The 26,825-nt window shown below is 73.7% G+C and carries 20 protein-coding genes; 13 read left to right on the plus strand and 7 right to left on the minus strand.

Annotation, left to right across the window (positions count from 1 at the left end; genetic code table 11):
- Positions 1 to 19: 19 nt before the first annotated feature.
- A complete protein-coding gene (locus G6O68_RS22690; RefSeq protein WP_165250936.1) occupies positions 20 to 1,537 on the minus strand; it encodes an ArnT family glycosyltransferase in 1,518 nt (505 codons plus the stop codon).
- Positions 1,538 to 1,845: 308 nt separating this feature from the next.
- On the opposite strand from G6O68_RS22690, the gene G6O68_RS22695 reads away from it, so the two are divergent.
- The 4 genes from G6O68_RS22695 (at position 1,846) to G6O68_RS22710 (ending at position 4,108) form a co-directional block, all read left to right on the plus strand.
- Positions 1,846 to 2,565 (plus strand): SDR family NAD(P)-dependent oxidoreductase, encoded by a 720-nt coding sequence (locus G6O68_RS22695; protein ID WP_165250937.1) that lies wholly within the window; start codon positions 1,846 to 1,848, stop codon positions 2,563 to 2,565.
- A 69-nt stretch (positions 2,566 to 2,634) separates the two neighbouring features.
- The gene (locus G6O68_RS22700; RefSeq protein WP_165250938.1) at positions 2,635 to 3,393 is read left to right on the plus strand and encodes a haloacid dehalogenase type II; all 759 of its coding nucleotides are present in this window, start codon (positions 2,635 to 2,637) and stop codon (positions 3,391 to 3,393) included.
- Positions 3,394 to 3,416: 23 nt separating this feature from the next.
- Entirely contained in the window at positions 3,417 to 3,818 is a 402-nt protein-coding gene (locus G6O68_RS22705) for an ankyrin repeat domain-containing protein (RefSeq protein WP_165250939.1), read from the plus strand.
- 86 nt (positions 3,819 to 3,904) lie between these two features.
- Positions 3,905 to 4,108 carry a hypothetical protein gene (locus tag G6O68_RS22710; RefSeq protein WP_165250940.1) on the plus strand — a complete coding sequence of 68 codons (204 nt, stop codon included), beginning with the start codon at positions 3,905 to 3,907 and terminating at the stop codon, positions 4,106 to 4,108.
- Between the two features lie 81 nt (positions 4,109 to 4,189).
- On the opposite strand, the gene G6O68_RS22715 is transcribed toward G6O68_RS22710, so the two are convergent.
- Complete coding sequence (locus tag G6O68_RS22715; protein WP_165250941.1) at positions 4,190 to 5,098, minus strand: sigma-70 family RNA polymerase sigma factor; 909 nt, start codon at positions 5,096 to 5,098, stop codon at positions 4,190 to 4,192.
- A 584-nt stretch (positions 5,099 to 5,682) separates the two neighbouring features.
- On the opposite strand from G6O68_RS22715, the gene G6O68_RS22720 reads away from it, so the two are divergent.
- Together G6O68_RS22720 and G6O68_RS33360 are read left to right on the plus strand one after the other, a co-directional pair.
- Positions 5,683 to 6,351 carry an RNA polymerase sigma factor gene (locus G6O68_RS22720; RefSeq protein ID WP_240911455.1) on the plus strand — a complete coding sequence of 223 codons (669 nt, stop codon included), beginning with the start codon at positions 5,683 to 5,685 and terminating at the stop codon, positions 6,349 to 6,351.
- Positions 6,342 to 9,554 (plus strand): serine/threonine-protein kinase, encoded by a 3,213-nt coding sequence (locus G6O68_RS33360; protein WP_165250942.1) that lies wholly within the window; start codon positions 6,342 to 6,344, stop codon positions 9,552 to 9,554. Before G6O68_RS22720 ends, G6O68_RS33360 begins: the two co-directional genes overlap by 10 nt.
- On the opposite strand, the gene G6O68_RS22730 is transcribed toward G6O68_RS33360, so the two are convergent.
- Positions 9,534 to 10,286 (minus strand): PSP1 C-terminal domain-containing protein, encoded by a 753-nt coding sequence (locus G6O68_RS22730; RefSeq protein ID WP_165250943.1) that lies wholly within the window; start codon positions 10,284 to 10,286, stop codon positions 9,534 to 9,536. The genes G6O68_RS33360 and G6O68_RS22730 overlap by 21 nt on opposite strands.
- Positions 10,287 to 10,418: 132 nt before the next feature.
- Here G6O68_RS22730 and G6O68_RS22735 point away from each other — a divergent pair, with 132 nt between their 5' ends.
- Both G6O68_RS22735 and G6O68_RS22740 read left to right on the plus strand, forming a co-directional pair.
- On the plus strand, positions 10,419 to 12,593 hold the full coding sequence (locus G6O68_RS22735) for a heavy metal translocating P-type ATPase (RefSeq protein WP_165250944.1): 2,175 nt from the start codon (positions 10,419 to 10,421) through the stop codon (positions 12,591 to 12,593).
- A 180-nt stretch (positions 12,594 to 12,773) separates the two neighbouring features.
- Positions 12,774 to 13,454: a PEP-CTERM sorting domain-containing protein gene (locus tag G6O68_RS22740; protein WP_165250945.1), complete on the plus strand. Its 681-nt coding sequence runs from the start codon at positions 12,774 to 12,776 to the stop codon at positions 13,452 to 13,454.
- A 433-nt stretch (positions 13,455 to 13,887) separates the two neighbouring features.
- Here the strand turns inward: G6O68_RS22740 and G6O68_RS22745 are convergent, their stop codons facing one another.
- The gene (locus tag G6O68_RS22745; RefSeq protein ID WP_165250946.1) at positions 13,888 to 15,054 is read right to left on the minus strand and encodes an aldose 1-epimerase family protein; all 1,167 of its coding nucleotides are present in this window, start codon (positions 15,052 to 15,054) and stop codon (positions 13,888 to 13,890) included.
- A gap of 230 nt (positions 15,055 to 15,284) precedes the next feature.
- Here G6O68_RS22745 and G6O68_RS22750 point away from each other — a divergent pair, with 230 nt between their 5' ends.
- The 4 genes from G6O68_RS22750 to G6O68_RS33450 all read left to right on the plus strand — a co-directional run bounded on the left by G6O68_RS22750 (position 15,285) and on the right by G6O68_RS33450 (position 20,371).
- Positions 15,285 to 15,785 (plus strand): hypothetical protein, encoded by a 501-nt coding sequence (locus G6O68_RS22750; protein WP_165250947.1) that lies wholly within the window; start codon positions 15,285 to 15,287, stop codon positions 15,783 to 15,785.
- Between the two features lie 87 nt (positions 15,786 to 15,872).
- Positions 15,873 to 16,205 carry a hypothetical protein gene (locus G6O68_RS22755; protein ID WP_165250948.1) on the plus strand — a complete coding sequence of 111 codons (333 nt, stop codon included), beginning with the start codon at positions 15,873 to 15,875 and terminating at the stop codon, positions 16,203 to 16,205.
- A 141-nt stretch (positions 16,206 to 16,346) separates the two neighbouring features.
- A complete protein-coding gene (locus tag G6O68_RS22760) occupies positions 16,347 to 17,420 on the plus strand; it encodes a YybH family protein (protein WP_165250949.1) in 1,074 nt (357 codons plus the stop codon).
- Between the two features lie 113 nt (positions 17,421 to 17,533).
- Complete coding sequence (locus G6O68_RS33450; RefSeq protein WP_165250950.1) at positions 17,534 to 20,371, plus strand: tetratricopeptide repeat protein; 2,838 nt, start codon at positions 17,534 to 17,536, stop codon at positions 20,369 to 20,371.
- A 369-nt stretch (positions 20,372 to 20,740) separates the two neighbouring features.
- On the opposite strand, the gene G6O68_RS22770 is transcribed toward G6O68_RS33450, so the two are convergent.
- Entirely contained in the window at positions 20,741 to 21,643 is a 903-nt protein-coding gene (locus G6O68_RS22770; protein WP_165250951.1) for an alpha/beta hydrolase, read from the minus strand.
- Between the two features lie 199 nt (positions 21,644 to 21,842).
- Here G6O68_RS22770 and G6O68_RS22775 point away from each other — a divergent pair, with 199 nt between their 5' ends.
- A complete protein-coding gene (locus G6O68_RS22775) occupies positions 21,843 to 22,103 on the plus strand; it encodes a hypothetical protein (RefSeq protein WP_165250952.1) in 261 nt (86 codons plus the stop codon).
- A 19-nt stretch (positions 22,104 to 22,122) separates the two neighbouring features.
- Here the strand turns inward: G6O68_RS22775 and G6O68_RS22780 are convergent, their stop codons facing one another.
- Positions 22,123 to 23,283 carry a hypothetical protein gene (locus G6O68_RS22780; RefSeq protein ID WP_165250953.1) on the minus strand — a complete coding sequence of 387 codons (1,161 nt, stop codon included), beginning with the start codon at positions 23,281 to 23,283 and terminating at the stop codon, positions 22,123 to 22,125.
- An 18-nt stretch (positions 23,284 to 23,301) separates the two neighbouring features.
- Positions 23,302 to 26,790 carry an ATP-binding protein gene (locus G6O68_RS22785; protein ID WP_165250954.1) on the minus strand — a complete coding sequence of 1,163 codons (3,489 nt, stop codon included), beginning with the start codon at positions 26,788 to 26,790 and terminating at the stop codon, positions 23,302 to 23,304.
- Positions 26,791 to 26,825 lie beyond the last annotated feature (35 nt).

The following is a 26,825-nucleotide window of genomic DNA, read 5'->3' on the forward strand; positions in this document are numbered from 1 at the left end:
CCACCGGGGGCGAGGGGATTCACCCTGCGGCCCCGGCCTCGAAGACGCGGACGTCGCCGACGGACAGCACCTCGCGCACGGCGTCGGGGCGTTCGGCGGTGAATCGCTCCAGCGGCGAGGCGACGGCGCGGGCGTAGGGCTGGGCGTCGATGAGGATGTAGGCGACGCCGTGGCGGCGGATCGTCGCGACGACGGCGTCGGGGTCGGCGTCGCGGTCGCCGGGTCGTTCGGACGAGGCGACCTCCAGCGCGTGGCGGCCGGTGCGCAGGAAGACCTCGCCGGGGTGCCGGGTCAGGACGGGCCCGGGGCGATCGGCCTCGTCGCGGAGCCAGGCGCAAGCGGCGGCGAACGCCGGGTCGCGCTCGGCCCGAAGGCGGCGATCGGCGGTGGCCGCCGAGTACGCCGTGTACGGGATCGCCGCGAGCAGCAGCAGCCGGGCCGCGAGCGTCCGAACGCGTCGCAGACGCAGACGCCGAAGGCCCCACGCCAGCCCCTCGACGGCCCCGACCAGCAAGGCCGGGATCAGGGGGATCAGGAACCGCCCCGCCTCGGTGTACGGCCAGACCAGGAGCAGGCCGAGCGTGACCAGGCCGACCAGCCCCGCGAGCCTCCGGCGCGGGTTCGCCAGCGCGACGAGCCAGCCGCCGACGACGATCGCCGAGGCGACCGCCGCCCAAGCCAGGGCCGCCGCGCGGATCGGACCGGGCCGGCCGAAGACCGTGGCGACCTCCACCAAAGGCGCCGTCAGGGCGTCGGGGATCCGCCCGGCGTAGAAGCCGGCCTGCTCGACGACCGTCGCGATCGGCCCCCGTCCCGCCGGGAACAGGAGCGACGCCTGCGTCCGCCCCGCCCCCTCGCGCCCGACCGCCGCCGTCCAGGCGACCCACGGGGCGACGAACAGGCCGGCCGCGACGAGCGAGGCGAGCATCGCCCGACGCCGGCCGCGAAGGATCAGGTCGAGGGCCGCCGCCCCGGCGATCCCCACGCCGACGTGCCGCGTCAAAACCGCCGCGCCCAGGATCGCGCCCAGCAGCAGGCCGCGGGCGACCTCCCGACGCGGGCCCTTGATCGAAGCCGAGACGAGCAGGGCCAGGCCGCCGAGAAGCTCGTAGAGGGGCTCGGACTGGACGCCCGAGCCGGTGCGCGACCAGGCCCAGTTGACCCCCAGGGCCAGTCCCATCGCGAGGGCGACGCGACGGCCGAACATCGTCCGGAACCAGGCCCAGGCGGCGAGCGTCGCGCCGACGGTGCAGGCGATCGAGGCCGCGTGGGCCGCGCGGTCGGAGACGCCAGTCGCCTTCCAGACGACGGCGAGGAACGCGGGATAGCCCGGGGGGAAATGGGCGTGCCGGGGGGCCTCGGGGTGGTCGATCGCCCGATAGCCCCGGCCTTCGAGGAGCGAGGTCGCCAGCACGGCGTAGCCGGCGCCGTCGCGTCGCGGCGGGGCGTCCAGGTCGGCCTGCGCGAGCGCGGCGGACGCCGCGGCCAGGGCGATGAGCACGCCGTCGATCCCGCCTCGCCTCGCCTTCCGCCGCATCGCCGCCTCCCCCCCGAGAACCCCGGCCCCGATTGGACCAGCCGGCGGCGGGCGGGGCAAGGGGCGGGCGCGGCCGGCCGCGAGGGCGCGGGCCGCCCCGCCTTCGGCGTCGTCCACGTCCGAAGGGTCGCAGAACCTGGGAGGCGAGGCGTGGTCCCTCGCCCGCGCGGCGATCCGAAGGCCGATTTTCATCATGGATCGAAGACCGGTCCCGTTAGAATCTTGCAGCGATGCGGCTCCCGGCGTCGTGGCGATCTCCTTCGGATCCGCCCCCGGGGCGCATCCCACTCCTCGGATCGAGGCTCGTCTTGAGCGCAGACACGAAGGTCGTCGTCATCACCGGCGCGTCCCAGGGCATCGGTGAAGGGCTGGTCGGCGGATATCTGGCGAGGGGCTATCGCGTCGTCGCCAACTCCCGATCCATCACGGCGGACGCCTACGGCGGCGAGGTCCTGGCCGTCGCCGGCGACATCGCCGATCCGGCGGTCGCCGCCCGGGTGGTCGGGGACGCGGTCGCGCGGTTCGGCCGCGTCGACACGCTGGTCAACAACGCCGGGATCTTCCTCTCCAGGCCGTTCACCGAATACACCGAGGCCGACTTCATCCGCAAGGTCTCGGTGAACCTGGCCGGGTTCTTCTACGTCTCGCAGGCGGCCGTCCGGCAGATGCTCGCGCAGGGCGGCGGCGGCCACATCGTGAACATGACGACGACGCTCGTCGGCCAGCCCGTGAGGGGGGTGCCGTCCGCGCTGGCGTCGCTCACCAAGGGCGGGCTGGACGCGGTCACGCGGTCGCTGGCGATCGAGTACGCCGACCGGGGCATCCGGGTCAATGCGGTGGCCCCGGGCAACGTGAAGACGCCGATGCACGCCCACGACCCGCTCGACGCCCTCGCCGCGATGCACCCGCTGGGGCGGATGGGCGAGGTCCGGGAGATCGTCGACGCCGTCCTGTACCTGGAATCGGCCGCGTTCGTGACCGGCGAGACCCTGCACGTCGACGGCGGCGCGCACGCCGGGCATTGGTGACCGAGGACGATCGCATCAGGGCCGCGCAACCCGCCTTCCCGACCCCAAGCCCGAAAGTCTGGTGACTCGATGACGATCCCTCGCTCGCTCCGATGGTCGCTGCTCGCCTCGATTCTCGTCGCGCCTCGCGGCCCGGCCCTCGCGCAGGAGGAGCCGCGGTTCAAGGCCGTCGCGTTCGACTACTTCGTGATCTTCGACGCGAACTCCGTCGTCCCGACCGTCGAGGCGGCGTTCCCGGGCAAGGGCGCCGAATTCACCAGGGCCTGGCGGGCCAAGCAGTTCGAATACGGCTTCCTGCGATCCATCACCGATCGTCACGCCGACTTCTTCCGGGTCACGGAGGACGCCCTGGCCTACACCGCCGAGGCGATGAAGGTCGAGCTGACCCTCGAGAAGCGGCGGAGCCTCCTCGACGCCTACCTGAACCTGAAGCCCTGGCCGGACGCGGTGGACGCCCTGCGCAAGCTGAGGGCCTCGGGCGTCCGGATCATCACCATCGCCAACTTCAGCCCCAAGATGCTGGAGGCCAACGCCGAGCACGCCGGGATCGCCGACCTGTTCGACGAACTCCTGAGCACCCAGGCCAACGGCACGTACAAGCCGGACCCCCGCGCCTACGCGCTGGGGATGGAGCACCTGAAGCTCAAGAAAGAGGAGATCGTGTTCGCCGCGTTCGGCGGCTGGGACGCCTACGGCGCGAAGAGCTTCGGCTACACGACGTACTGGGTGAACCGATTCGGCCTGCCGAACGAGCGGCTCGGGGTCGAGCCGGACGGCACGTCGGATAACCTGGAGGGCCTGCTGGAGCTGGTCCTCGGCAAGCCCTGAGCGAATCCCTCGGGAGTCGTCCCATGTTCAGCGGCCTGACGAAGCTCGCCGAAGAGGGCGACGTGGAAGGCGTCCGGACGATGCTCGACGCGGGGACGCCCGTCGATTTCATCGACAACGGCCGATTCAACGCGACGCCGCTCGAGGTCGCCGCCCGCGCCGGGCGACTCGAGGTCGTGAGGTTGCTCCTGGGGCGCGGGGCCGACGTCAACCACGTCGACCACGACGGATTCTCGCCCGTCACCTCCGCCGCACGCGCCGGCGAATGGGCCGTGGTCGCGATGCTGGCGGAACACGGCGGCGACTTCCGGCAGCCCGACGGCCACGGCAAGTCGGGGTCCGACTACCTGCGGCGTTGCCGCGGCAAGCGGAATCGGGCCGCCGTCGAGGCCGCGCTCGCACGACGCGGGGCATCGGAAGGCTGATACGGTTTCCGATGCGAGTCCCGCCCTTCCCGATGAGACGCCGACCGTTCTCGACGCCGAGAGAGGAAGGCCGATCGGGGAACGTCATGGACGTCTGGCGCCAACCCGATTCCGGCGAGCTGGCCTGGATCGCCGACCAGGACCGTTGGTTCGCCGAGCACCGACTCCCTTCCGGCACTCGGGAGGTGGAGCCCGACCTGTTCGAAGGCCGCGAGCTGCACGTCTACGCCGACCCCGACCTCCGGTTGCGGGACGTCGGCTACTACCGGCCGGGGCCTCCCGCCGGATAGCGGCGAGTCGAAGGCGGGCGGAACGCACACGCCCCGGGATGCCGGGGCGTGGATGCGAGGGGGCGAAGGATCGGCGCGTCGTCAGGACGCGGAGGCCAGCGAGAGCCGGGGCTGGAAGGCCGCGGGGCGGCGGCGGCGCGGGGCGGCCTTGGGGGCGGCGTTCGGGAGCGCGGGGGCGTCGAGCTTGCGGACGGCGCGGATCTCGATCTTGCGGACCCACTCGCGGGTCACGCCCAGCCGCTCGCCGATCTCCTTGAGGGTCAGCGGGACGACGCCGTGCAGGCCGTAGCGGAAGGTCAGGACCATCCGCTCGCGCTCGTCGAGGACCTGGAGGCGGCGGAGCAGGTCGTCGCGGTCGTCGCCGGCCTCCAGCTCGGCGGTCGGGCCCTCGTCGGGGTCGACGGAGTCGTCGGGCGACCAGTAGTCGTCCTCGTCGGCCACGCCGCTCTCCAGCTTGACCTGGTTGGCCCGCTTGGCCTTGGCGACCAGCGACTTCTGCATCTCGGAGAGGCCCAGGTGGGAGGCGATCTCGTCGAATCCGGGGGCCCGGCCCAGCTCGCGGGTGAGCTGCCGCTCGGCCCGCCGCCACTTGGTCAGGAGGCCGACCATGTGGGCCGGGATCCGGATGGTGGTGGTGGTGTTGATCAGGGCGTGGCGGATGGCCTGCTTGATCCAGTAGCCGGCGTAGGTGCTGAAGCGGGTGCCGAACTTGGGGTCGTACTCCTCCGCGGCGCGGATGAGGCCGACGTTGCCCTCGCCGATCAGGTCGTCGAGCGACATGCCCCGGCCCTGGTAGTCGCGGGCGATCCGGACGACCAGCCGGAGGTTGGCCGAGATCATCCGGGTGCGGGCGTCCTTGTCGCCCCGGGCGATGCCCATGGCCAGCTGACGCTCGTCGGCGGCCGTCAGCAGGGAGACCTCGTTGATGTCGTGCAGGTAGGTCTGAAGATCGTGCGAAACGCCGCAGTCCATCCCCTGGGTGCGAGACATGAGCGTACTCCCGGCCTTGGTCGCCGTTTCGTGGTGCAATCTTGAGGTCGGCCCGTGCAGTCGTCGGCGGGCGCTCCTTCGGGAGGGGGGGCTGGGATGGGGAGGCTCCGAGAAAGCAACCTTGCGTCTTCCTCGCGTCCGTCGCCTCCAGCCCTGGAAGGAGCAACAACCCCTCAGTTGCAACCGCCGGAAAAAACCGGACATGCCCCCGCGAATTTTTTAAGCGCGTCTCCCGGGCCGGCGGATTACCCGCGCGCGTACGTCGGGAGGTGGGGGCCGGGCAACCGCGTCTCCCGGGGGCCAAGCCGGCGCAACCCGGAGATCCCGGGCAGGTGGAGGGGTCGCGGAAAATCGCGGGGTATGGGCTGGAAAACCGGAGCTGTAGGTGGTTTAATTAACCGTCAGCATGGCGATGTCTGCCTGCATGCGATCATTGACCCCCCGCGGCGGGATGCGCGAGGCCTCGCGGCGAGGCGGCTCCCGATACCGCGGCGATTCCTGGAGGTAGCGGCCCGAGGGCGCGGCGTCGAGCCTCGTCGCGGAGCCGGCCGGCGCGTTCCACTCGACTCGACGGGGGACGACCAGTGCTCAAGCCTAGGGATGACGGCTCGGCGGGCGAGCGGCGTGGCGAGATCGCGATCGACTCGGACGACGAGGGGCTGGACCTCTCGCGCGACGTGGCCGAGCTGATCGCCCGCGCCCGGGCGGGGGACGACGACGCGATCCGCACCTTCGTGGGGCGGTTCGAGCGCGAGGTCCGGCTGATGGTCCGCGACCGCCTGCCGCGCCGCCTGCGCAACCAGTTCGACTCGATGGACTTCGTCCAGGCGGTCTGGCAGAGCTTCTTCGCCGACCTGCGCGGGGGCTCGCGGGAGTTCGAGAACGCCAAGCACCTGCGCGGCTTCCTCGCCGGGGTGGCCCGCAACAAGGTGTTCGAACAGGACCGGCGGCTGACTCGGACCGCGAAGTACGCCGTGGCTCGCGAGGAGCAGCTGTACGTCCGCCGGGGCGACCGCGAGGTCGCGCTGGACGTCCCCGCGAACGACCCGTCGCCCAGCATGAACCTGCAGGCGAGCGAGCGGCTGGCCCTGCTGACGGCCGGCCGCCCGCCGCTCGAGGCGAAGGTGCTCACGCTCCGCCACGAGGGCCGCACGATCGACGAGATCGCCGCGATGCTGGGGATCCACGAGAAGACCGTGCGGCGGTTCATCGAGGCGGCGCGCCAGCGGATGGAGGCCCGGGGATGGGCGTGACGTCGGACGGGCTCTCCTCGATGCTCCTGCCGACGCGCGGCCCGGCCGCGCCGCCCGACGCCCCCTCCCGAGACTTCCGCGAGGCCCTCGCCGACCTGGCCGAACGCTGGGAGCGGGGCGACGAGACGCCCGCCGAGGCCTACCTGGACGACGGCCGGCCCTGGTCGGCCGACCAGGCCGTCGAGCTGATCTACCGCGAGTACCGCCTGGCCCGCGCCGCCGGGCTCGCCCCCGCCAAGGCCGACTACCTGGCGCGGTTCCCCCGGCACCGCCGGGCGCTGGAGCGGCTGCTCGACCTCGACGGCGCCTGCCCCGACTCGCTCCTGGGCCGGCTCGGCGGCCCGGGGGACGAGCCGGACGACGACCCGCTCCCCCGCGTCGGCGACGAGATCGGCCCCTACGTCCTGGACCGCGAGCTGGGCCGGGGGGGCTTCGCCCGGGTCTTCCTCGCCCGCCAGGCCGACCTGGAGGACCGCCCGGTCGTCATCAAGGTCACCACCCGGCCCACCCGCGAGCCCTGGCTGCTGGCCCGCGCGCAGCACCCGAACATCGTCGAGATCCTCACCCACGCCGAGGTCGACGACGGGGCCTTGCAGCTCATCGCCATGCCCTTCCTGGGCGGCGCGGCGCTCTCGACCCTCCTGGCGCGGCGGCGGGAGCGGGCGATCGGCGCGGGGGCCGGCCCGGCCCCGGACCCGCGCGGCCGGGGATACCTGGACGACCTGGACGCCGTCTCGGCCCGCGAGCATGCGGCGAGCGGGGCCCCCAGCCCGGCCCGCGCGATCCTCCGGGCGATGACCGACGCCCACGCGCTCGCCTGGTCGGTCGCGAGGCTGGCCGAGGCCCTCGACCACGCCCGGCGCCGGGGCGTGGCGCACGGCGACGTCAAGCCGTCGAACGTCCTGATCACGGCCGGAGGCACGCCGATGCTGCTGGACTTCAACCTCGCCCAGGACTGGTCGAAGGTCGAGCCCGGCGCGGCGGCGGTCGACGCCGGCGGCACGCTCGCCTACATGGCGCCCGAGCGGCTGGCCGCGCTGGCGACCGCCGACGACGGCCGCCCCGCCCCGCCGGACGACGACCGGGCGCACCGGGCCGACGTCTACTCGCTGGCCCTGGTGCTGCTGGAGGCCCTCACCGGCTGGTCCCCCTCCGCCGACGTCGTCGAGCCCCGCCGGCCCGGCCGCGCCGGGTTCCGCGAGGCCGCACGCCTCTGCGCCGCCACCCGCGAACGCGCCGCCTGGGTCGTCCGCCGGGCCGAGGCCGCCGCCGGCCGCCGCCTCCCGGCCGGGCTCCGCGCCATCCTGATCCACGGCCTCCAGGCCGACCCCGGGGCCCGGCACGGCCGGGGCCTGGAGCTGGCCGAGGACCTGGACCGCTGGCGGGCCGACCGCCCGCTGGCGTTCGCCCCCGAGCCCTCGCGGCTTCACGCGGCCGCCAAGTGGGCCCGCCGCCGCCGACGGCCGCTGATCGGCCTGGCCTCGGCGCTGGCCCTCGCCGGGTCGGCCTCGCTCGGGGTCGCCCTCTACATCGGCCAGGGCCGCGACCACGAGGCCCGGGGCCGGAGCCAGGCGTTGCAGGCGCTCGCGAACTTCTACGACGAGCCGTCCACCAACATCTTCGGCCTCCAACGCCAGGGCCAAAGGGGGCCGCGGCGGCGCAACGCCGCGGAGACCACCTCCATCGCCCTGGGTGCCCTGGACCGCTATCAGGTCCAGGGCGAGGGCGACTGGCGGCTCCAGGCCCCGTTCCGACTGCTCCCCCAGGCCGACCGCGAGGACCTGGAGCTGTACCTGCTGGAGCAGGCCCTGCGCTACGGCCGAGTCCTGGCCCTCCGTCCCGACGTCCCCGACGACTGGCGCCGCGCCCGCGAGGCGGTCGACCGCGCCTGCGGGCCCGTCCACCCCGCCGCGCTCCGGAGCCTCCGCGAGCGGCTCACCGCACAGATCGGCGACGGCGACCCCGGCCCGGCCGCGCCTCCCGGCCCGCCCCCCCGCGCGATCGACGCCTATCTCGACGGCGTCGCCGCCGAGATCGACGGCGAGGAGCGCCCGGAGGCCGCCGACGCCGCCGCCCGGCGCGCCGCCGACCGCTACCAGGAGCTGGCGGCCCTGCGGCCCTCCTCGTTTTGGTGTCACTACCGCGCGGCCGTCGTCGCCTTCTCCCTCTCGCGCTGGGACGAGGTGCAGGCCAACCTCTTGAAGTGCACGTCGCTCAGGCCCGGCAACAGCCTGCTCCGCCTGTTCCTGGCGGGGAACCTCGACAAGCTGGGCCGGGACGACGAGGCCCTGGAGGAATGCAACCTGGCGATCGCGGCGGCCCCCGACCGGGCCGAGTTCGTCCAGACCCGCGCGTTCATCCGCGCCGACGGCCCGAGCCTCGACGGCCTCGAACAGGACCTGCGCCGCTACGAAGTGCTCCGGAGCGTGCTGCCGAGGCGTTTCCTCCAGGGCCTGCTCGGGCCCGCCGACGATCTCGCCGGGACCGGCGCCAACCTCCCCATGACCCCCCCGACGCCTGGGGCCGCCCCCTCGGCCTCCGACGAGGTCGGTGAGGTCGGTCGAGGCGAGTTGGACGCCCGCGCGGTCCTCGCCTCGCGGATCCGCGAGGCCGGCTCCGACCCCGACGGCCCGGCCCGCGTCCAGCTCCCGCTCGACCCCCGCCGGCTGGCGCTCGCCGCCTTCGAGGTCGAGAAGATCCTGGCCCTCGACCCCGGGAACCTCGTGGCCCAGGTCGACCGGATGTGCCTGGCGATCAGCCGCGGACGCCCCCTGGAGGCCCAGCGGCACCTCGACCTCTTGATCGCCGACCCCCGGCTGCTCGACTACGCCCGGTTCGCCCCCGAGCGGCTCGACGCCCTGCACTACGCCTGCATCCTCTTCGCCGCCCACGACCAGTTCGCCGAGGCCCACGCCCTGGCGTTCAAGATCCTGGACCTGGCCAAGGCCGGCGGCGGCTCGCGGGGGCGAGCGTACTACACCTTGGCCGTCGTCGAGTCCGTCGGCGCGGCTTCCAACCGCAAGTGGCTCCGCCCCGCCGGCGAACACCTCCGGCACGCGATCACCGCCCACCCCAAGTACGAGCGATGGTTCCGGCGCGACCCGGCGTTCGACCCGGTTCGGATCCAGATCCAGGCGGCCCTCGACGCCCGCCGCGTCGCCCCGGCGGCCGGGCCCGCCGCCCTATTCGCCGACCGCCCCTGACGGCCCGGCCTTCGCCTTCTTCCAGGCCGAGACCCCGCACGACGAGCAGCCCCCGCCCGAGGCCGTCGAGCAGCCGCCGCCCGGCTTGGGGAGCGTCTCGGCCGCGTCGGCCCGCGTCTGGAGCTTGGCGGCCTTGCGCGAGCAGCCCCCGCCGCCGCAGTCGCAGTCCCCGCAGCGGCCCGCGGCGGCCGGCTCGGCCTCGGGCTCGGTCGCCGTCGCGCCCGCGGCCGAGCCGTCGGTCAGGTCCTCGATGAAGACGTCGAAGTCGCACGACATGCGGTATCGGGCCCGGATCGGCGCCGGGTCCAGGTCGTCGAACGTCAGGACGTGGAGGACCGTCGAGAAGTCCAGCAGGGGCTCGACGTCGACCAGCTCCAGCGGCCATCCCGCCTCGTCGGCGATCCGGCGGCACAGGTCGAACCGCCGCTCCCGGAGCCGCTCCGCCTCATGGGCGCGGGCCTGGTCGTCGGCGTCGGCGCGACGGAGCACACGGAAGGCACCGACCGAGTCCTCGCCGGCTCGGCCCCGCCCCGGCGACTCACCCGCCAGGACCTCGCCCAGCTCGACGCCCCGGCTCGACCGGACCACCACCGATTCCCCGCGCGCGGGGAGCGGCGTCGGCCCATCGTCGGCCGCGAACCAGCCGACCCGCCCGGCCAGGCCGTAGCGGACCAGGCACTCGGCCCCGGAGTCCTCCCCGATTCCCGCAACGGCCTCGGTTCCCGCGTCCATGTGTCGGCCCTTCCCGGTCACGCCGCCCGTTCCCCTTACCGGTTTGGGATTATACCGTATCATGGGGGATATCGCCGCATCCGGCCGGGTCGGGGGCGGTCTTCGGTCGATGGGGACGACGAGGTGGGGCCGATGAGTCGATCGCGGTGCACGTTCCAGGTCCGGGGTCTGGACTGCGAGCATGAGGTCGGGCAGCTCCGCGCCGCCCTGAAGGGCGAGGCGGGCGTCGAGGGCCTGGGCTTCGACCTGATCAACGGCCTGATGACCGTGGATTACGACGACGCCCAGGTCGAGCCCCGGCGGCTGGCCGCCCGCGTGGCCGAGCGAAGCGGCCTGGCCACCACGATGGTCGGCGAGCCGGAGGCCCAGGCGGCCGCCTCGTGGTGGTCCCGGCGCGGTCTCCTGGCGTCGACCGCGGCGTCGGGCGTCGCGCTGGGCGTGGGGCTCGTCCTGCACCATTTTGGGACGAGGATGGGCCTCTCACCGTCGACGGCCGGCCCGGCCTCGGCGGGCTTCCTCGCCCTGGCGATCGCCGCCGGCGGCGTCTGGCTGTTCCCCCGCGCCTTGCATTCCTTGAAGCAGCTCCGGCTGGACATCGACGCGCTGATGACCCTGGCGATCGCCGGGGCCGTGGCGCTGGGCCAGTGGGACGAGGCGGCGACCGTCGCCTTCCTGTTCGGCGTCTCGGAGTCGCTCGAAGCCCTCAGCGTGGCCCGCGCCCGGCGGGCGATCCGGCGGCTTCTGGAGGTCGCCCCGGCCACGGCCGAGCGGATCGTCGACGGCGGCGTGGAATCGGTCCCGGTCGACCGGCTCGCGAAGGGGGACCTCGTCCTCGTCCGCGCCGGCGACCAGATCCCGATCGACGGGACGATCCTCAAGGGCCGCTCGGGGGTCGACCAGAAGGCGATCACCGGCGAGTCGACGCCCGTCGATCGCGGCCCCGGCGACCCGGTCTACGCCGGCACGGTCGTCGGCGACGGGACGCTGGAGGTCGAGGCTTCCGGCCCGATCGGCGACGCCCTGGTCTCGCGGATCGTCGAGCAGGTCCGCGCCGCGCAGGCCGGGCGGGCGCCGGTGGAGCGGCGGATCTCGCAGTTCGCCCGCTGGTACACGCCGCTGGTGGTCGTCGTGGCGCTGCTCACGGCGCTCCTGCCGCCGGCCTACTCCTGGGCGACGGGGGGGCCGGTGTGGGGCGTCTTCCTCGCCTGGTTCGCCAAGGCGCTGGTGGTCCTGGTGATCGCCTGCCCGTGCGCCCTGGTGATCGCGACCCCGGTGGCGGTGGTCAGCGGCCTGGCGGCCGCGGCGCGTCGCGGGGTGCTCATCAAGGGGGGCGAGTTCCTGGAGGCCGTGGGGCGGCTCCGGGCGATCGCGTTCGACAAAACCGGGACCCTGACGCTGGGGCGGCCCGACGTGGTCGAGGTCGTCGCCTCGGGCGAGGGGGACCGCTCGCACGTCCTGCGGATCGCCGCGGCGCTGGGGGACCGGGGCGGGCACGTTTTGGGCAAGGCGATCGCGCGGCACGCCCGCGACCTGCGGATCGACGTCCCCGCCGCCGACGACTACACGGCGATCCCCGGCAAGGGCGCCCTGGGGCGGATCGACGCCGAGGAGTACCACCTGGGGAGCCACCGCTACATCGACGAGGCGGGCCTCTGCCGCCCCGACTTCCACGACGAGATGGGCCGGGCCGAGGGGGACGTGGGCACCGAGGTCGCCGTGACCGCCGCGTCCGGCCCCCTGGGCTGGATCCGCCTGGCCGACCGCCCCCGCCCCGAGGCGGCCGCCGTCGTGGCGGAGCTGCACGACCTGGGCCTGCGCACCGTCATGCTGACCGGCGACAACCCCCGCGCCGCCGCCGCCATGGCCCGCGAGCTGGGCGTGGGCGACCAGCGCTCCGAGCTGCTGCCGGCCGACAAGGTGGCGGCGATCGGCGAGTACACCCGGGCCCACGGCCCGACCGGCATGGTCGGCGACGGCGTCAACGACGCCCCGGCCCTGGCCGCCGCCCGCGTCAGCATCGCCATGGGGGGCGTCTCCAGCGGCGCCGCCCTGGAGACGGCCGACGTCGTCCTCATGGCCGACGACCTCCGCCAGCTCCCCTGGCTCGTCCGCCACGGCCGGGCCACCCTGCGGATGATCCACCAGAACATCGCCCTGGCGATCGGCGTCAAGGCCGTCGTCCTGGTCCTCGCCCTGTTCGGGATCGCCAACATGTGGATGGCCATCCTCGCCGACGTCGGCACCACCCTCCTCGTCGTCGCCAACGCCCTCCGCCTCCTCCGCGCCGGCGACCCGACGACGGCCTGAGGCCTCGTTGCATCCAAAAAAATTCGCTTTGTTTCACGAAGGATCAAGACGGTCCTTGAAGCGGCCCCCGCGCACGGCTAGCATCGTTCGGCCTCTGCTCGCCTGTTCGACCGGATTCGCGGTGCCTCGGGCGTCGCCGACGGGCGACGATCGCGACGTGATCCAAAACGGAGATTTCCGATGCGCCGACGTTTCCTCCTGTGCACGGCCGCGTTCCTTTCCCTCCCCGCGCTCGTCCACGCCGAAATGACGACGTTCACCCGGAGAGTCGTCGCCGACTTCGAGTTCTCCCTGGTGGCCGGCACCCCCTTCAACCCCGGGCCGGTCGACTCGCCGTTCATCCCCTTCCAGGCGGTCGGCGACCTGACGTTCCGGCTCGACCCCTCGCTGAACGACGCGTCGCAGCCGACCACGGTCCCGTTCCTGGACGCGACCGGCGTCCTGCAAGGGACCAAGCCGCTCGACTTCGGGCCGTTCACGATCAGCCCGAACGTCGCGTTCCTCGGCGGCGAGCTGACGAACATCGTCCGGGACGGATCGGGCGAGGTGATCTCGGCCGACGTGCGGGACCTCCTGATGGAGTGGGAGTTGGTCGGCCCCGGTTTCGGCCGACTCTACGGCCGGGTCGGCCTCGACTTCGACGCCGACGGCGTCTCGATCCCGTTCGCCTACGGGACGGTGCTCTACGGCCCGACCCCCTTCGACGTCTACTCCGACGACGGCGACGGCGACACCAGCAACGACGTCCGCGTCGCCGTCGGCCGCAACCGGACGCTTCGCGTCGTCCCCGAGCCCACCTCCGCAGCCCTCCTCGCCCTCGGCGGGGCCGGATTGCTCGCCTTCGCCCGCCGCCGGGCCTGATCCCTCCAACCCCTTCCCCCCTCGCGGGGGAAGGTGGCCCGAAGGGCCGGATGAGGGGGAAGACGAGCACGGATGCCGTCGGAGCCTCAGCCGGGCCGGCCTTCGTTGGAGCCGGACGGCCTCGCCCCCGACGCCCCCCCGGCGGGCGGGCCGCCCGCCCCACGGGTCGAGCGAGCGGGCCCTCGCATCAAGAGTCGTCTGCCTATCCAACGCCCTTCCCCCCTCGCGGGGGAAGGTGGCCCGAAGGGCCGGATGAGGGGGAAGACGAGCACGGATGCCCTCGGAGCCTCAGCCGGGCCGGCCATCCGGGCGGTTGACCGGAGCCGTCGGCCGTTCGGTTCGTCCCCCTTGATGGTCCCCCTCATCGACCGCTTCGCGGTCCTTCCCCCACCGAGGGCGAAGGGAAATCATCCCCCCCCACGGAGCCCTCCTCTCAGCCCGCGAAGGGCTCGGAGGACTTCGGGTGGACGACGGGTTCGCCCTGGGCCTGGATGCGGGCGATCTCGGCCTCCAGGGCGGCGACGGCGGCGCGGCCGGCGAGGACTTCCAGCGTGGTCTCGGCGACGTGGCGTCCGTCGACGGGGATCGTGACGACGCGGCCGCGCTCCTTCTCGAACGGGCGCGGGTTGGGGTAGTTCGTCCCCGGCTCCAACCCAGTGACGTAGCCGTCGCGGAGGCCGCCGGTGTTCTTCCAGAGGCTGAAGCAGGGCAGGCCGTCGACGCCGTACCTCAGGGCCACGGCCTTGTCCCCCGCGCGGTTGCGGAGCATCGCGGCCGTCTTCCCCCCTTCGGCGTGCAGCTCGCAGAAGTAGACCTGCTCGACGAAGCCCGGCTCGGGGGGGCCGTAGGCGTCGTAGGCCGCCAGGCCCTCGACCGCCCTCGGGTTGCGCGGGACGACCGTCTTCAAGGGGGCGGCGAACCGCGAGCCCTCCTCCAGATGCGGCGGGCCGAAGTTCCAGTGATAGAGGATTTGCATGTCGACCGGTTGATCCTTCACGTTCGCGAACTCGTCGCGGACGGTCACGGCGTTCGAGCCCGGCGTCGTCGTGTAGGTGGTCGTCAGCTCGACGCCGCCGCCGAACAGGAAAGACTCGGCCACCCGGCCCTCGATCGTGATCGCATGGGGCGGCTCCAGGTCGACGTGAACCGCGACGTACCACGCCGGGATGTTGCCGATCCGGCCGTGCAGCGGGTGGGTCGCGTCGCCCTCGCGGAACGGGGCGCCGTTGTTCATCAGCCCGCAGCGGACCATCAGCTCGTCGAAGCCCTCCAGCCAGCCGATCCCGCCCAGGTCGTGCGGCTGGACGTACGCCGGATGAATCGGGCCGTCCTTCGTCGGCGAGTCCCAGCCCACCCGGTCGCCCCCCAGCGACGCCCGCCAGAGCCCCATCCCCCGCGTCGGGACGACCTCGAACGCGATCCCCCCCGTCTCCACCCGGATCAGGTCCACGCCGTCGCGACGCCCGCCGCGCAGCCGGCGCTTCGAGACCATGCAGCCCCGCAACGCCTCCGGCTCCAGGCTCGCGCCGTCGACCGCGAAGTCCTCGACCCACACGTCATGCATCGCATCCGTCAGCACGAAGGTCCGTCGCTCGCCCATCGCCCCACCGCCTCGCATCTCGCCCCGTCGGACCCGGGAAGTCGCCGGGAGACGGAGTTTCGCATCATTATCTGATCGTTCGGCGCACGCTTCGCTACTAGGTTCCACCGAATGTCAAGCGTAATCCGCGAGGGGGCCCGACGCCAGACGCCGACGCACCTCGCCGCACACGCCTTCCGCCCGACTATCCCACCGCGGCCCCCGCGTCGCGGTCAATCGGAGAGAACACCATGAATCGCACCCGGACCAACGATCGCGACCGGCGCCCGAACCTGGAAAACCTGGAAACCCGGGACGTCCCGGCCGTCTTCAACCCCCTGTCCGCCTGGGCCGGCATCCTTCGCGGCGTGCCCGCCACCGTCGGCGACGCGACCGTCACCCCGAACACCAACACCGGGCCGCTGACTCCGAACTTCCCGGGCGGGACCACCGACCCGACCACCCCGGGCCTGCCGAACCCCGGCAACCCGCTCTTCCCCGGCCGGACCACGTTCCTCCGCTCGGGCCCGATCAACGTCGGCGGCGGGACCATCAACACGGGCGGCGGCGTGATCACCACGCCTCCGGTCAGCGTGCCCGGCACCAGCTTCAACTTCAACAGTTCGTTCCTCCGCACGGGGAACCCCGGCCTCGGGATCACGACCCCCGGCGTGGCCGTCCCCTCCGTGGACATCGGCGTCAGCCCTGGCGACATCACCACCCCGGGCATCACGAGTCCCGGTTCCCTTTGATCCGGGCCGACCGTACCCTGGAACCAAGCTCGACCGACCCGCCGGCGCGCCTCGCGCCGGCGGTTTCGCTTTTCCAGGGACCTGATCATGACGACCCCGCTCGACCCGAATCCCCTGCCGGACCACGTCTCTCGGGCGCTGGACGCCGCCTACCGGCACCACGCCGGGACGTCGACCACGCCGCCGCCGGCCTCCGTGATCGTCGCCGACGGCGCGGTCGCGGCCACCATCAGCGGCCACGGCCGGGGGGAGTTCCCCGCCTTCCTCGACGCCCTCCGCGACCTCGACGTGCGGGTCGTCTCCTCCCACGAGGTCACCTGGGCCGTCTCCGCCATGATCCCGCTCGATCGGCTCCCCGAGGTCGCGTCGCTCCCGCAGGTGCGCAGCATCGTTCCCCGGATGGCGCCGCGGACCTCCTGAAGTCGGCTCGGATTCCGGCGCGATGGCTGGTGGCCCCTGGACCTTCGCCCGGTTGGGGACTATGACTGACATGATGGGCGATCGCCGCTCGGCGGCGGCCCGGGTCGTCCTCCTCCACACGTCCGCAGCGAGAGACCATCCATGACCACTCCCCTCACCAGGCCGTTCGCGGCGCTCGCGGGCCTCGCGGTCGTCTGTCTCGCCTCGGTCGCCTACTCGCAGGTCCCCGCGCCGGCGACGCCCCCGCCCGCCCAGGCCCCGGTGCCCGCGCCGGCCCAGGCCCCCGCGCCCCCGCAGTCGCCGACGACGGTCACGACCGTCGAGACCGAGTTCCAGCCCACCACGCCGGAGGAGAAGGCCGTCACGGCCCGCGTGGTCGAGTTCGCCAAGGCCTACGAGACCGGCGACGCCAAGGCCCTGAGCGCCCTCTACACCGACGACGCCGTGATCGTCGACCCCGACGGCTTCGAGACGAAGGGGAAAGAGGCGATCGCAGCGATGTATGAGGAGGCGTTCGCGGGCTCCGGCGGGCTGAAGCTGGAAGCGCACATCGATGCCATCCGCTTCCTCACCCCGGACGTCGCCCGCGTCGAGGGCCGCTCGCGGCTCGCCGGGCCCGCCGGCGACGCCGCCGACTACGGCCGATACAGCGGGCTCCTCGTCCGGAAGGGGGACGCCTGGATCATGGCCGAGCTGCGCGAGTATCCCGCCGTCGCCGAGGACGTGGAGCCCTACGAGCGCCTCAAGGACCTGGAATGGATGGTCGGCGAGTGGGTCAACGAGGGCGCCCACGACAAGGTCTCCGCCGAGATCAAGTGGGCGGAGAACCGCAGCTACCTGATCCGCAACTACTCGGTCGAGCTGGACGGCGAGAAGAAGTCGTCCGGCACCATGTTCATCGGCTGGGACCCCCAGACCGGGCAGATCAAGTCCTGGCTGTTCGACTCCGAGGGGGGCCGCGGCGAGGGCGTCTGGCTCCGCACGTCCGACAACGAATGGGTCGTCAAGGCCCAGGGCGTCCTGCGCAACGGCCTTCCCACCTCGGCCACCCAGATCCACACGATCCTCAACAAGGACTCGGTGAAGACCGACTCCATCGACCGCATTCTCGGCGGCCAGTTCGCCGACGACGTGCTCGACATCGTCATGGTCCGCAAGGCCCCCGCCCCGGCCGCGGCCCCGGCGACCGGCGGCGACGCGACCAAGGCCAAGTGAAGTGAAGTGACCCGAGCGCCCCGAGGCGCGGCCCGACGGCCGCGCGATCCCCCCTTCGTCGGAACGACCGCAAGGATCGCGGCCAATCCCCCCGTGCTGCGCGAGGCCCGGTCATGTTCAGGCATCGTCTGATCTCCTCGGTCGCCTGTCTCCTCGTCGTGCTCGTCGCCGACGTCGCCCTCGCCCAGCGCGGCGGCATGCGCGGCGGAGGCGGACGCCCCGGCGGCGGGGCCCGTCCGGGGGGCGGCGGGGGCGGCATGGCCCGGCCCGGCGGCATGGCCCGGCCGGGGGGGGGCGGCGGCATGCCGCGGCCCGGCGGCATGACCCGACCGGCTACGCCCATGAACCGCCCCTCAACGCCCATGAACCGCCCCGGCGGCATGGCCCGCCCCGGCGGCATGACGCGGCCCGGCGGCGGGATGCCCGGCGGCATGGCCCGCCCCAACATGCCGAACCGACCCGGCGGCGGAGGACCGGTCGCGCGCCCCGGCGGCATCGGCGGACAGCCCGGCCGCCCCGGCGGCATGCGCCCCCCTGGCGGCATCGGCGGACAGCCCGGCAGGCCCGGCGGCCCAGGCGGCATCGGCGGCCTGCCGAACCGCCCCGGCGGGGGACAGCCCGGCGGCATGCGCCCGCCCGGAGGCATCGGCGGACAGCCCGGCAGGCCCGGCGGCATGCGACCGCCCGGCGGCATCGGCGGACAGCCCGGTCGGCCCGGCGTGATCGACGGACAGCCCGGCAGGCCCGGCGGGATCGGCGGGCTGCCCGGTCGCCCAGGAGGGATAGGCGGACAACCCGGAGGCGGCGGGCTGCCCGGTCGCCCCGGCGGCATGCGGCCACCCGGAGGGATCGGCGGACAACCCGGCGGCGGGCTGCCCGGTCGCCCCGGCGGCGGCCTGCCCGGTCGCCCCGGCGGCGGCCAGCCCGGCGGCATCGGTGGCCTACCCGGCAGGCCCGGAGGCCCCGGCGGCATGCGCCCGCCCGGAGGCGGGGGCCCGACCACGCGGCCCGGCGGGGGACTCCCCGGCCGTCCCGGCGGCATCGGCGGCCTGCCGGGTCGGCCCGGCGGCCCCGGCGGAGATCGACCCGGCGGCGGGCTTCCCGGCAGGCCCGGCGGCGGCGGATTGCCCGGCCGTCCCGGGGGAGGCCTCCCCGGCAGACCCGGCGGCGGCTTCCCGGATCGTCCCGGCGGCATCGGCGGACTGCCTGGTCGGCCCGGAGGCCCCGGCGACCGACCCGGCGGCGGATTCCCCAACAGGCCGGGGGGCGGCTTCCCCAATCGCCCCGGCGACGGTCGGCCCGGCGGCGGCGGCGGCGGCCGTCCCAACTGGGGCGACATCGGCCGACCCGGCGGAAGGCCCGACTGGGGGAACGTCAACCGACCCGGCGGACGGCCGGACTGGGGCAACATCAACCGACCCGGCGGAAGGCCCGACTGGGGCAGCATCTCGCGCCCGGGCAGGCCCGGCGGCGGGCGGCCGGGCTGGGGCGACAACCTCGGCGGCTGGAACCGCCCGGGTTGGGGCAACTCGAACAACATCAATAACATTAATAATATCAACAACATTAACAACACGAACATCGTCAACAACTCCAACTGGTGGGGAGGCGGAGGCGGCGGAGGTTGGGGCGGCGGCGGCTGGGGCGGCGGCGGCTGGGGCGGCGGCGGCTGGGGAGGCGGCGGCTGGAACAACGGCTGGGGAGGCGGTGGCTGGAACAACGGCTGGGGAGGCGGCGGTTGGGGCCCCGGCGCGTGGGGGGGCAACTGGTATCGCGGCGGTTGGGGGGGCAACGGCTTCTGGACCGGCTTCGGCGCGGGCGCGTTGACCACTTTCGGCCTGGGCAGCCTGAACAGCTGGTATCAGCCGGCCGTGGTGGGCGTGCCGATGGTCTCCACGATGGGCGTCTACGACTACTTCCCGACCTGGAGCGTGGGCGTGTACGACTCGTGGGGCCTGGGCACGGTCGCCACGAGCAGCATCTACAGCGACTATTCGAACCCGTACTACGCGTCGGTCGTCGCGGCCCAGCCCGTGCAGGTGCAGCAGGCCGCGCCGGTTTACGACTACTCGCAGCCGATCAACGTGGCGGCCGCGGCCCCGGACCCGGCCGTGGCGGCGACCAGCGAGCAGGTCTTCGCCGCCGCCCGCGAGGCGTTCAAGTCGGGCGACTACAACCAGGCCCTGACGCTCGTCGACCAGGTGCTGACGAAGACGCCCGACGCGCCGGTGATCCACGAGTTCCGCGCCCTGGTCCTGTTCGCGCAGGGCGAGTACGACCGGGCGGCGGCCGTGCTCTACGCCGTGCTCTCGGCCGGGCCCGGCTGGAACTGGGAGACGCTCGTCGGCCTCTATTCGGACGTGGGGATCTACACGAGCCAGATCCGGACGCTGGAAGCCGCGGTCAAGTCGCGGCCCGACGACTCCTCGCCCCGCTTCCTGCTGGCGTACCACTACATGGTCCAGGGCCACAAGGAGCCCGCCGCCGCGCAGTTCGAGGAGGTCGTCCGCCGGACGCCGAGCGACGAGCTGTCGGCCGCGTTCGTCCGCGCCCTCAAGAAGGTCGCCGAGCAGCCCGCGGCCCCCGCCGCGCCCCCGGACGCCGACCCCGCCGCCAACGCGGCCCAGCCGGGCGCCGACGCCGATGCGGAATCCCAGCCCCCACCCCCCCCACCAGCCAACCTGCTGGGGACGTGGAAGGCCAGCCCCTCGGCCGACCTGACGATCACCATGACCCTGGAGCAGGACGGCGTCTTCACCTGGGAGGTCGACTCCAAGGGCCAGAAGGAGACCCTCACCGGCATGGCCGGCTACCAGGACGAGACCCTCGGCCTCTTCCAGCAGGAGGGCCCGCCCCTCGCCGGCAAGATCGCCCAGACCGGCCCGAACGCCTTCACCTTCAGCCCCGCCGGCGCCGGCGGGAAGGGGCCGGCCCTGACCTTCAGCCGCTGACCCGAAATCGAGCCGCCGGCTGATGTCAACATCCCCTTCCCCCCTCGCAGGGGAGGGGTTTGGAGATGTCGTCGGACTTTCATGCGGAGGCCTGCTCGCTCGACCCGTGGGGCGGGCGGCCCGCCCGCCGGAGGGGGCGTCGGGGGGCGGGGCCGTCTGGCTTACACCAAGGCCGGCCCGCCTGGAACTCCGTCGGCTGTCGTGCTCGTCTTCCCCCTCATCCGGCCCTTCGGCCCACCTTCCCCCGCCAGGGGGGAAGGACTTTGAGATTCGCATATCTTCCCTTCCCCCCTGGCGGGGGAAGGTGGCCGAAGGCCGGGTGAGGGGGACCATCCAGGCGGACGGCGCGGGCGGTCCCGGGTTTCCGGGTCAGGGCTTCGGTTCGAGGAGCTTGCTCGTGCGCAGCCATTCCTCGCAGCGCCGGGGCCAGGTGGAGCAGGGGTGCTCGCTCGGGCGAAGGCCGAAGCCGTGGCCGCCGGTGGCGTAGATGTGCAGCTCGGCGGGGACGCCGGCCTTCTTCAGGGCCGAGTACATGTTCACGCTGTTGATCGGGCTGACGTTGTCGTCGCCGGCGTGGGCCAGGAACATCGGCGGGGTCTCGGCGGTGACGTGGGCGACCGGGTTGTCGGCCTCGTCGAGCCGCTCCATGCCGCCGGGGTAGATCAGGACGGCGAAGTCGGGGCGGGGGCTGAGCTTGTCGATCTCGTCCTTCTGGGGGTAGACCGGCTCGTCGAACCGCGTGGAGGCCGCGGCCGACAGGTGGCCGCCGGCCGAGAACCCCAGCACGCCGATCCGGTTCGGGTCCAGCTTCCACTCGGCCGCCTTGCTCCGCACGATCTTCACCGCGCGCTGGACGTCCATCAGCGGCTGGATCGGCTTCTCGCCGTCGGGCGTCCCCTCGCGGCGCGGGACGCGGTACTTCAGGACGATCCCGGTGACGCCGATCGTGTTCAGCCAGGCGGCGACCTCGTCCCCCTCCAGGTCCATCGCCAGGATGTGGTAGCCGCCCCCCGGGCAGATCACCACCGACGCCCCCGTGTCCTTGTCGGGCGCGGGGCGGTAGACCGTCAGCGTGGGGTGCGAGACGTTCGCCAGCCGCTTGATCGGCGTGACGTCCAGGTACTTCTCCGGCCCGATCGAGCCCACCTCGCCGGGCGCGGGGCCGGGCCAGACGTCCAGCACCAGCGGACCTCGGGGCTCCTCGGCGGGCGAAGTCGGGGCGACGAGTCCGAACAGGGCGACGAGTCCGATTCCGAGCGTTCCGCGGCGCATGGCGTTCGACTCCTGGAAATCCGAGTGGAGAGGCCCGGCCCCGGAGACCGATGCCGAATCGTGGATGCGAACTCGCCTTGCGGCGTTCGCGTCCTTCGTTTTTAATCGCGGCCCTCATCCCGACGCAAGCGGGACGCGCCCTCGCGGGCCCGGTCCCGTTCCGATCCGATCCCGATCCTGCCAGAAGGGACTCTGCGCCATGGCCCCCCTGCTCGCGTACTTCGGCCCGGAGACCGTCCTGCCGGCCACCTCGATCCTGGCGACGATCCTCGGCGTGGCGCTGATGCTCGGCAAGAACTCGATCCGCTGGTGCGTGGGCCTCGTCAAGACCGCCCTCGACGCCTGCCTCGGCCGCAAGCCGGCCGCCCCCGCGAAGCCGAACGCGACCTCCGCCGCACCCGCTCCCCATTTCGCCGACTCCGGCAAGCCGCGCGTCCGCGACGAAGCCTCCAACCGCTGAACGAGCCCCCCTTCGCCCCTCACGGCGCGGCCGGCGGCGCGATCGCGGCGAAGAGGTCGACGGGCCAGGCGCCGACGCGCTCGAAGCCTTCGGGCGTCGGCTGCTTGAATTGCAAATACGCGGTGTTGCGGCCGGTCGCGGCCCAGGTGACGGCCTTTGCGTCGTCGCCGGGGGTGAAGACGCTGTAGCCGGCCAGGCGGCAGTCCACCAGCTCGACGTGCAGCGACCCGCCGGGGGCGTGGCCCTGGGTGCAGATCAGGCCGGTGGACTTGCCCCCCATCTCGGGCTGGGTGAAGCTCAGGGCGATCAGCCGACAGCGCGTGAGCTTCACGCGGGTGCGACGGCCTGCGTAGGAGAGGGCGATCGCGTTGTCCGGGTGGACGAACGTGCAATCCTCGAAGACCGCGTGGGGATGCTCCGGCATGGCGTCCTCCGAGCCCCCCACCAGCACGGCGGCCGTGTCGCCGACCCAGTCGAGCGCGAGGAAGTAGCAACGGCGGAAGGCGCTGGGCTCGCCGGGGCGGACCCTGGGGTACACGACGCCGCCGCCGAAGGCGCGGCCGATCCCCACGCAGTCCTCGACGACCACGGTGAAACCCTCGCCGCTCCTGTTCGTCAGGTCCCAGAACAGGCCGGCGTCGGATCCCGAGGCGTAAAGTCGGTGAAGGGACCAGCGGTCCCAGACGATGCTGGAGAAGGTCTCGCGGTTGTTGCCGGTGGGCCAGTGCTTGTCGGACGCGCGGATGGTGCTCCACCAGTCCCAGCTCTTGAAGCCGAGGGCCGGGTCGCCCGAGTCGATCGTCGCCCAGCCCTTCGCGCCCGAGCCGAGCGCGCCGTCGAAGTCGCAGACGAGCGCGTTGTAGGCGCCCTCGGCCCCCTTGCGCGAGGGGGCCAGGTTGGCCTCGGCGTAGACGTCGGGCCGGACGACCACGCGGTGGCCGCCCTGGTCGTCGGGGACGGCGTCGAGCCCGGCCTGGATCGTGCGGAAGGCGGTCGCCCAGGTCTTGCCGTCGCTGCCGTCGCCGAGCTTCGAAACGTGGATCGTCGCCCCGACGCGCCCGGAGTAGCCGGCGGCCGAGGGGTCGGGCGAGCCGGCCCGCGCGGGCGCGACGAGGGCGGAGGACGCGAAGGCGAACGCGACGGCCAGGCAGGTCCTCGCGAGGGTCGGGCGGGGGGGCATGGGGGGCCTTTCGGGTTCTCAGGCGGCGACTTCGCGGCTGATGGGGAGGACGACGCGGAAGCAGGTCCCCTCGCCGGGGGTGGAGTCGACCTCGATGCGGCCGCCGTGGTCGAGGATGATGCCGTGGCTGATGGAGAGGCCCAGGCCGGTCCCCTCGCCGGCGCTCTTGGTGGTGAAGAAGGGGTCGAAGATCTGGGCCTGGACGTCCGGCGGCATGCCGCAGCCGTTGTCGCGGATCTCGACGCAGACCTGCTCGCCGCGGACCTCGGCGTCGACGACGATCCGCCCCCCCTCGCTGCGGGAGGCGTCGATCGCCTGCATGGCGTTGACCAGCAGGTTGAGGAAGACCTGGTTGAGCTGGGTCGCCGAGGCGGCCACGGCGGGGACGTCCCCGACCTGGACGTCGACGGCGATCCCCCGGCGCTCGAGGCGGCCCCGGATCATCTCCAGCGCGGCGGCGATCGACTCGCGGGGGTCGACGGCCGACGAGTCGCGGTCGGCGCGGGCGAAGCCGCGGAGGTTGTGGACGATGTCGGCGACGCGCTTGGCGCCCTGGCGGGTGCTGTCGAGGATCTTGCCCAGGTTCGCCTTGATGTAGCCCAGGTCGCACTCCTCGTCGAGCCGCCGGGCCTCCTCGGCCAGGTCGGGCCGGGCGGCGGCGACGGCGTCCAGGCAGGGCTCGTAGCAGGCCAGCACGTCGAGCAGGGTGCGGACGTCGCGGTCGAGGACCACGAGGTTGCTGGAGACGTAGGCCAGCGGGTTGTTGATCTCGTGGGCCACGCTGGCGCTGAGCATGCCGAGCGAGGCGAGCTTCTCCGACTGGACCACCCGGGCGTGCATCTGGCAGCGGTCGTTGAACTGGCCGATCTGGGCGCCGAGGATCGCCGCCATGTCGAGCAGCTCGGGGTCCTCAAGGCGGGCGGATCGGCTGAAGAAGCCGAGGACGCCGATGCACTCGCCCCGGAGCGTCACCGGGGCGCCGAAGCCCGAGCGGAGGCCGTCGGCGACGAGCCGGCGGCAGAGGTCGCAGCCGGGGTCGGCCAGGGCGGCGAGGTCGGCGATCCAGGCGGCCTTGCGCTCGGCCCAGACCCGCCCCGCCAGCGACTCGCCCGAGCGGAAGGTCTGGGCGCGGACGGCCTCGTCGAGCCCGACGGTGGCCGGGGCGCCCGGGGCCCGCCAGAGGGCCTGGCAGCGGGCCTGGCCGGCGTTGGGGTCGACCCGCCAGAGGACCCCCAGGTCCCACTCCAGGGGCCCGCCCAGGGCCTTCAGGATCCTCGGCGCCGCCTCGACCGGCGTGTCGGCCTCGGCCAGCGCGCGGGCGGTCGCGTACTGGACCTCCAGCCGCAGCTCGGCGCGCTTGCGGGCGGTGATGTCGTGGAAGACGACGAGGCCCCCCCGGACCGCCCCCGCCTCGTCGATCAGCGGCCGGGCGTTGACGAACAGGCAGAGGCCGTGCTGCAGGCCGGGATGGCCGAACATCAGCTCGCACGGCTCGGCCGACTCGCCGAGGATCGCCCGCGACAGCGGCAGCTCCTCGGGCCGCATCGGCGTCGACGACCCCATGGCGAAGACCGACTCGGTCGGGTCCCAGAACGTCCCCCCCGCGGGCGTCGACTTGCGGCCGAGGAGCTGGCGGGCGGCCGGGTTGATCATCAGCAGCCGCGAGTCCACGTCGGCGACCACGACCCCCTCCCCCATGCAGTCGAGGACCGAGCGGAGGATGTCGGTCTGCTCCCGGAGCGCCGACTCCGACCGCGCCAGCTCGGCGGCCCGGCGGTCGAGGCTCTCGTTGAGGCGGCGGACCTCGGCGATCTGGTTGTACCAGGCCAGCGTCCGGCCGGCGTGGCCGGCCAGCGTCTCCAGCGGCCGGAGGTCCACCCGGGCCGGGTCCAGGACCTCGCGCACCGCCACCTGCAAGGTACCCAGCACGTCCTCGCCGCCGGTCAGGGGGAGGACGATCTGGCCCCGGAACCCGGCGCGGGAGACCGCCTCGTGGTCGCACGTCGGGTCCACGGTCGAGTCCGGGATGATCTCCACGCGGCCCTCGCGCGCCACCCTCGCCAGCACGTCCGGGCCGTCGAGGTCGCGGACCGTGTCGTCGACGATCGCCCCCATCGCGCCGGCGCCCCGCACCGCGCGGATCACGCCGGCCTCGCGGTCGACCAGCGAGAGCATCGCCAGGCCGTAGCCGAGCCGGGCGCAGAAGTCCAGCACCGAGTCGAACGTCCGGTCGAGGGTCTGCGAGTCCAGCCGCGAGGTCGAGATGAGGAAGAAGGCGTCCAGCAGGTCGCGCACCGCCTCCAGGTCGCGGGTGCGCTCGTGGATCCGGGCCTCCAGGTCGCCGTGCGAGCGCGCGAGCTGGGCGGTCATGCGGGCGAAGCTGGACTCCAGCACGCCGATCTCGTCGTTGGAGGTCACGGCGATCGGCGTGTCGAGCCGGCCGTCGGCCACGGCCTCGGCGGCCTCGGCCAGCCGCTTGATCGGACGGGCGTGCTGCCGCGCCAGGACGTACGACGCCCCCAGGCCGAGCGTCAGGATCGTGCCGCCGATGGCCGTCAGCAGGCCGCGGAGCCGGCGCACCGGCTCGTAGGCCTCGGCCGCGTCGATCTTCACCACCACGCCCCAGCCGCCGTACCCCAGCGGGCGGTACGCCGCCAGGACCTCGCGGCCGAACTGGTCGAGCGTCCGCATCAGCCCGGCGCGGCCGGCGATCGCCTCGTCCATCGGCGGCGTCCGCGAGGCCGGGAACCGGGCCGTGTCGGCCTGCTCGCGGGGGGGGAACAGGAACCGCGTCGTCTCCCCCTCGCGGACCCCGATCAGCACGTCGCCCGTCGTCCCCAGCCACCGCGGGTCGGACAGCTCCTCGACCACCCTCGTGAGGTCCACCAGCGCGGCCAGCCGCCCCACGACGGCCCCCGAACGCGCCGTCACGTCGGCCGTGAAGACGGCCGCCCGGCCGCCCGCCTCCACCGGGATCGCCGCTCGCGGGGCCTCGCCGCCGGCCGGGACGGCCAGGGCGGCCGAGATCGCCGCCAAGTCGGCCGGGTCGCCGCTCCTCCCCAGCTCCGCGCCGTCGGGCGCCTCCAGGCGGAACGCGCGGAAGTTGCGCGAGCCCTCGCGGATGTCGTCGAGGACCCCCTGCAAGTCGGTCGTCGGGCCGTCCCCGCCCCCACCCCGCGCCCTCGCGTCGAGCGAGAACCGCAGGCGGGCCCGGCCGGCGGCCTGCGCCATCCGCTCCTCCTCGCCCCGCATCGCCGCCAGCAGCAGCGCCTGGCGGTCGTCGGCCACCGCCGACAGCCGCGCGTCGACCTGCTCGGTGATCATCTCGCCGACGTACAGATACCCGGCCGTCGTCAGCGAGGCGCCCGTCAACGCCACCAGGAAGCCCACGAACAGCGCCTGCTTCGCCACGATCGACCGCTTCGGCCGCGGCCGCGGCCCCGAGGCGCGCGCCGAGGGCGCGGGGGGCTCCGGGCTCGACGCGGGATCGGTCGTCATGGTGGCCATCCGGCTTCCTCCCGGGCCGCTCGGTCGGTCGGTCG

Origin of the sequence: Paludisphaera soli, from assembly GCF_011064595.1 — a bacterium.
In the GTDB taxonomy this organism is placed as follows: domain Bacteria; phylum Planctomycetota; class Planctomycetia; order Isosphaerales; family Isosphaeraceae; genus Paludisphaera; species Paludisphaera soli.